The following is a 6299-nucleotide window of genomic DNA, read 5'->3' as shown; positions in this document are numbered from 1 at the left end:
CACCCGACCTCCCAATCAGTTTATTCTATGGGAGGTCGGGTGGGGGAGCGGGCCGGCACCGTCTCAGCGAAGCTGACAACGACTCTAAGACGTAGCCGGTTTTGCCTGCCCGTGGGTTGACTTCGGGCAACCCCCACTATAGGCGGCGCGCTTCCCAGTTTCACTGCAATCTTAAAGAAGCGAATCGATCATGAAGATCCGCAATTCACTGAAGTCGCTCAAGGACCGGCATCGCGATAACCGCGTGATCCGCCGCCGTGGCCGCACCTACGTCATCAACAAGACCAACCGCCGCTTCAAGGCCCGCCAGGGCTAAGCTGCGGACGGCTTTCGCTGTCGTCGTTCGCGACGCTGGCGATATGTTGGACGACCGGAACCTCGAGTTCCTGACGAGCGCCTGATCGACGAGATCGGGCGCTCTTCGCGTTTCTGCGGCTTGGCTCTAGGCTGAGAACCAGATAAACCGCTGTTCGAAAAGCGATCTATTTCCAAGTTCGTCATCCCAGCGAAAGCTGGGATCTCAAGCGGCATCGCGTCACCGCCAGAGACCAACATCGGGTCGGATCGTCCCCCGGACGATCCTTGAGCATGCGGGGCATGCTCAACCCGATGTTCTTTCGCTGGGGTGACGGGAGTTGTCGGGGTGAGGGCGGAGAGACCCGCCGAGGCGCCTCAACTATACCCCTTCAACTCGTCGCCCATGATCCGCACGACGTGGAGCACGTTGGTCGATCCCGGCGTCTTGAACGGCACGCCGGCCATCACGATCACGCGGTCGCCCGCTTCGGCCAGGTGATGGCGCAGCACCATGCGCTTGGCCTTGGCGACCATTTCCTCGAACGAATCGACGTCGCGCGTGTGGACGGCATAGGCGCCCCATAACAGGCCCGATCGCCGCGCCGTCTCCATCTTGGGCGTCAGCACCATGATCGGCACGCCGGGGCGCTCGCGCGCGATTCGCCGTGCGGTCGAGCCCGAGCTGGTGAAACAGACGATGATCTTGGCGTCTATCGTCCGCGCGATGTTCTTGGCCGATTCGGACAGAGCGTCGGCGGTGGTCGGGTCCGAGCGGATCACCGTGAAATGGATACGGTCGCCATGCGCCGGATCGCTTTCGACCGCTTCGCCGATCGCGTTCATCATCGCGACCGATTCGATCGGCCATTTGCCCGCTGCCGATTCGGCCGACAGCATGATCGCATCGGCGCCGTCATAGATCGCGGTGGCGACGTCGGAGACCTCGGCGCGGGTCGGCGAGGGCGATTCGATCATCGATTCGAGCATCTGGGTCGCGACCACCACCGGTTTGCCCTGGCGGCGCGCGGCCTCGACGATCCGCTTCTGCAGCGGCGGCACGGTCTGCGGCGGCAATTCGACGCCCAGATCGCCGCGCGCCACCATCACGCCGTCGCACGCCTCGATGATCTCCTCGAGCCGCTCGATCGCGGCGGGCTTTTCGATCTTGGCGAGCAATGCCGCCTTGCCGCCGATCAGCTTGCGCGCTTCCATCAGATCCTCGGGGCGCTGGACGAAGCTGAGCGCAATCCAGTCGACATTCTGTTCGACCGCAAAGGCGAGGTCGCTGCGGTCCTTCTCGGTCAACGCCGCCATCGGCACGACCACGTCGGGGACGTTCAGCCCCTTGTTGTTGCTGAGCGGGCCGCCGACCTCGACATTGGTGACGATGCGGTGGGCGTCATGCTCGATCACCCGCAGTACAAGCTTGCCGTCGTCGAGCAGCAAGCGCGCGCCCGCTTCCATCGCCGCGAAAATCTCCTTGTGCGGCAGTTCGACGCGCGTGGCGTCGCCGGGGGTCTTGTCGCGGTCGAGCACGAACATCGAATCGGTCTTGAGCTCGACCCGCCCCTCGGCGAACTTACCGACGCGCAATTTGGGCCCCTGAAGGTCGGCCAGGATCGTGGTCGGCCGGCCATATTTCTTCTCGAGTCCGCGGATCGCCTCGATCACGGCGACCTTGGATGCCTGGTCGCCATGGCTCATATTGACGCGAAACGCGTCCGCGCCCGCCTCGAACAGCTTGCCGATCATCTCGGGCGTATTGCTCGCGGGGCCCAATGTCGCGAGAACGCGGACCTTGCGCGAGCGAGGAGCGATGGCCTTGGTCATCCTGGGGAGGTTCCTCTGCTTGTCGAGGGCTGGCTCTAGTCCCTATCTCGGGAGGATCAACCGTGGAGCGTATAATGGATAAGCTCGATCAACTCGATGACGCATCTGCCGCGGCGGCGTTTCGTCGGCTGGTGCGTCTGCTCCGGCACCGCGAGGATGCGCAGAATATCGACCTGATGGGGCTTGCCGGCTTCTGTCGCAATTGCCTGTCCGACTGGGTCGGGGAGGCCGCCGGCCTGTCCAGGGCCGAGGCGCGCGAGATCGTCTATGGCGAGCCTTATGACGGCTGGAAGGCGCGGCAGCCCGAGGCGACGGCCGAGCAGTTGCGGCGGATGGACGAGAGCATGGCGAAGAACGCCGCGCTCGACCAAGCGCTCGAGGATAGTTTCCCGGCGAGCGACCCGCCGGCGATGACCGAGCCGAATCGATAGGTATCCGGTCGAATAGCGGTTGAGGGTCCGGCCTCGACCGCTTAGACGGCGGCGCAAGCGCGCTGGCCGCGCCAATGCGATATCGCAATCCATTCGAACAGGCGGGGCATGACGCTCGCCTCACAGTGAGGACTTATGGCTGAAGAACGTGTGGCTGAAGAACGTGGCGAGGGCATGGGTGGCGGACGCGTCGCGGCGGACGAGCTTCGGCTGCTGATCGAGCGCGCCGAGCGCCTGGAAGAAGAGAAGAAGGGCATCGCCGACGACATCAAGGATGTGATGGCCGAGGCGAAGAGCCGTGGCTACGACGTCAAGGCGATCCGCAAGATCCTGGCGATCCGCAAGAAGAAGCGTGAGGAATATCAGGAGGAAGAGGCGATCCTGGAGACCTATCTGCACGCGCTGGGCATGCTCTGATCGCCCTGATCCGATCGGATGACGAGGACGGCGGCGCTTGCGTCGCCGTTTTTCGTATGGGCGCATTTGGCGCTCGCCCGCGAACTGAGGCAGAGACGCCGCGATGAGGTCTCCGGCAACCCATGACGCGATCATTCTCGGCGCCGGTGCTGCGGGGATGATGGCAGCTGCGGTCGCGGGGCAGGCCGGGCGGCGCGTGCTGCTCGCCGATCATGCTGACGCGCCGGGCAAGAAGATCCTGATCTCGGGCGGCGGGCGGTGCAATTTCACCAACATCCATACCGCGCCCGATCGCTATCTATCGGCCAATCCGCATTTCGCGCGCTCGGCGCTGTCCCGTTACACGCCTGCCGACTTCATCGAGCTGGTCGAGCGCTATCATATCGCCTGGCACGAGAAGACGCTGGGTCAATTGTTCTGCGACGGTTCGGCCAAGCAGGTCGTCGCGATGCTGCTCGACCAATGTAAACAGGGCGGGGTCGACCTCAGCCTGGGGCGCGCGGCAGGCGAGCTCGGGCATGCCGACGGGATGTTCAGGATCGCCCTGGGCAATCGCACGGTATCCGCGCCGAAGCTGGTGATCGCGACCGGCGGGCCATCGATCCCCAAGATGGGCGCGACCGGCTTCGCCTATGATGTCGCGCGGCGATTCGGGCTGAAAGTGATCGAGCCGCGCCCGGCTTTGGTGCCGCTCACCTTGGGCGGCGATGATGTGCTGTTTCGGGATTTGTCGGGGGTCGCGACCGAAGTCGTGGCGAGCGCGGGGCAGGGCCGGTTCCGCGAAGCGGCCCTGTTCACCCATCGCGGATTGTCGGGCCCGGCGATCCTGCAAGTCTCGTCCTATTGGCGAAGCGGCGGGGCGGTGGCGATCGACTTCCTTCCCGATCGCGATGCTGGCTGGTTGCTCGCCGAGAAACGCGCGCGGCCGCGAGCGACGGTGCGGTCGGCCCTGGGACAGGCATTGCCCGACCGCCTGGCGGAAACGCTGGCCGAGCGGCTTGCGCTTTCCGGCAATCTCGCTGATCTGCCCGACAAGGCCCTCGCCGCGGCGGAGGCGCACCTCGCCGGCTGGACCTTCCACCCCAACGGCACAGAGGGATTCGCCAAGGCCGAAGTCACGATCGGCGGCGTCGCGACCGACGGCCTGTCGCAGAAGACGATGGAAGCGAAGGCTGTGGCTGGGCTCCATTTCATTGGCGAGGCGGTCGATGTCACCGGCTGGCTGGGTGGCTACAATTTCCAATGGGCCTGGGCGTCGGCCGTTGCCTGTGGGGAAGCGCTCTAAAAGTTTGTTCACGCGAAGGCGCGGAGGCGCGAAGATGCTGGAGGTGCGGCAGGCGCGGAGCGCCTTTTCGAATCTCCGTGTGTCTACCGAACGATGGGCGGGCCCCAACATCTTTGCGCCTCTGCGCCTCTGCGCGAACCAATTCCAACCCACCGCTTTGACCACGCACGCCACCCGGTTTAGAGACCCCGCCAAACGCCAATGAGGACCCAATGGCAGGCCATTCCAAGTTCAAGAACATCATGCATCGCAAGGGCGCGCAGGATAAGAAGCGCTCGGGCATGTTTTCCAAGCTCAGCCGCGAAATCACCGTCGCTGCGAAAATGGGTCTGCCCGACCCTGATATGAACCCGCGCCTGCGCGCCGCCGTCAACGCGGCCAAGGCGCAGTCGATGCCCAAGGACAATATCCAGCGCTCGATCGACAAAGCGAGCCGGGGCGATGCCGAGAATTACGAGGAAATCCGGTACGAAGGCTTCGGCCCGGGCGGCGTGTCGCTGATCATCGAGGCGCTGACCGACAATCGCAACCGCACCGCGACCAATGTGCGCACCGCGGTCAGCAAGAATGGCGGCAATCTCGGCGCATCGGGCTCGGTCAGCCACGCGTTCGACCGCATGGGCCTGATCACCTATCCGGCCAAGGCGGGCGATGCCGACAAGGTGTTCGAGGCGGCGCTCGAAGCCGGTGCCGAGGACGTGAGCTCGTCGGAGGACGGGCACGAAATCTGGACGTCCAACGAATCGCTTCACGAAGTCGCCAAGGCGCTGGAGCCGGTGCTGGGCGAGGCCGAAAGCGCCAAGTTGGCCTGGCGTCCGCAGACCATGGTCGATGTCAGCGAAGGCGACGCCGCAACCCTGTTCAAGCTGATCGACGCGCTCGACGACGATGACGACGTCCAGACCGTGTGGGGCAATTACGAAGTCTCCGACGCGGTGATGGAGAAACTGGGTTGAACCAATTTCCCTCTCCCGACGGGAGAGGGAAGGAGCCCGCTCGCGAAGCGAGTGGGAAGGGTGAGGGCAGTTATGCCACAGCACCTGCCCTCACCCTTCCGCCGCTTCGCGGCTCCCTCCCTCTCGCAGAGGGAGAGGGATTTTGATCATCCTCGGCCTCGATCCCGGCCTCGGCACGACCGGCTGGGGCGTGATCCGGGCCGAGGGCAACCGCTTGTCGCACCTGGCCAACGGGCAGTTGAAGACCGACGCCAAGGAAAGCCTGCCGCGGCGGTTGGCGCATCTCGACACGATGCTCGCGGCGCTGATCGCCGATCACGCGCCCGACGCGGCGGCGGTCGAAGAGGTGTTCGTCAACATGAACCCGCAATCGACGCTTAAGCTCGGCCAGGCACGCGGCGTCGTGCTGCTCGGCGCCGCACGGGTCGGGATCGATGTCGGCGAATATGCCGCGCGGCTGGTCAAAAAGGCGGTGGTCGGCGTCGGCAATGCCGAAAAGGCGCAGGTCCACGCCATGGTTGCGCGGCTGCTGCCCGGGGTGAAGATCGCCGGCGCCGACGCCGCTGATGCGCTGGCGGTAGCGATCTGCCACGCGCACCACCTCGCGAGCGCGCGACGACTGATCAACCTTGACCGCTAGTTAAAGATTTCCGCAGCGTCGGCGGGCTTTAAGTCGATCCGTCCCAAGGCGCGAACGCCGCGAATACCGTTGACCACGCCAATCAGCAGGATGGCGTCGATCAGGATGCCTACGACCGCAAGCGTCATGATCTTCATCACCAACTCGACCGCCAGCAAGACGGCGGCGACCGAGCCCCACACGATGCCCTTGCCCGCGCGCAGTCGAAGCGCGGCGGCGCCAAACAACACGACCTCGACGGCTGCCCCAGCGAGGCCCGCCACGAGAGGCATGGGCAGGCTCGCCCCGTTCGACGTCACGCCGATGACGATTAATCCAATCAGCCCAAGCCCAGCCGCAATGAGGCAGGCGAACCCGCCGAGCTGCGCTGCGCTCAACGCACCATCCTCCGTCGTCAGGTCGACGTTCCACATTGCCATGCGAATTCCCCCCTATTGCCCAAG

General features: G+C 64.8%; 8 protein-coding genes. 6 read left to right on the top strand and 2 right to left on the bottom strand.

Going from position 1 to position 6299, the window contains the following annotated elements; all coding sequences use genetic code 11:
• The first annotated feature begins 190 nt into the window (after positions 1–190).
• On the top strand, positions 191–316 hold the full coding sequence (ykgO, locus tag AC1DQQ_RS21105; RefSeq protein WP_003046794.1) for a type B 50S ribosomal protein L36: 126 nt from the start codon (positions 191–193) through the stop codon (positions 314–316).
• 356 nt (positions 317–672) lie between these two features.
• On the opposite strand, the gene pyk is transcribed toward ykgO, so the two are convergent.
• Positions 673–2127, bottom strand: a complete 1455-nt coding sequence (gene pyk / locus AC1DQQ_RS21100; protein ID WP_478029775.1) for a pyruvate kinase — start codon at positions 2125–2127, stop codon at positions 673–675.
• Positions 2128–2201: 74 nt separating this feature from the next.
• Here pyk and AC1DQQ_RS21095 point away from each other — a divergent pair, with 74 nt between their 5' ends.
• From AC1DQQ_RS21095 to ruvC, 5 genes are all read left to right on the top strand, one after another.
• Positions 2202–2558: a DUF1244 domain-containing protein gene (locus tag AC1DQQ_RS21095; protein ID WP_478046667.1), complete on the top strand. Its 357-nt coding sequence runs from the start codon at positions 2202–2204 to the stop codon at positions 2556–2558.
• A 174-nt stretch (positions 2559–2732) separates the two neighbouring features.
• Entirely contained in the window at positions 2733–2975 is a 243-nt protein-coding gene (locus AC1DQQ_RS21090; protein WP_218016277.1) for a DUF2312 domain-containing protein, read from the top strand.
• A 103-nt stretch (positions 2976–3078) separates the two neighbouring features.
• Positions 3079–4260, top strand: coding sequence for a BaiN/RdsA family NAD(P)/FAD-dependent oxidoreductase (locus AC1DQQ_RS21085; RefSeq protein ID WP_478046666.1), 1182 nt, complete (start codon positions 3079–3081; stop codon positions 4258–4260).
• 212 nt (positions 4261–4472) lie between these two features.
• Entirely contained in the window at positions 4473–5216 is a 744-nt protein-coding gene (locus AC1DQQ_RS21080; protein ID WP_478029778.1) for a YebC/PmpR family DNA-binding transcriptional regulator, read from the top strand.
• 142 nt (positions 5217–5358) lie between these two features.
• Positions 5359–5856, top strand: coding sequence for a crossover junction endodeoxyribonuclease RuvC (gene ruvC, locus AC1DQQ_RS21075; RefSeq protein WP_478042887.1), 498 nt, complete (start codon positions 5359–5361; stop codon positions 5854–5856).
• Here ruvC and AC1DQQ_RS21070 read toward each other — a convergent pair.
• Positions 5853–6269 (bottom strand): hypothetical protein, encoded by a 417-nt coding sequence (locus AC1DQQ_RS21070; RefSeq protein ID WP_478046665.1) that lies wholly within the window; start codon positions 6267–6269, stop codon positions 5853–5855. The two genes, ruvC and AC1DQQ_RS21070, sit on opposite strands and share 4 nt — an antisense overlap.
• Positions 6270–6299: the final 30 nt, after the last annotated feature.

This window comes from Sphingomonas sp. P4_G3 (assembly GCF_056401105.1).
Note: the sequence above shows the minus strand (reverse complement) of the source record. Positions and strands in the feature narration are given on the sequence as shown.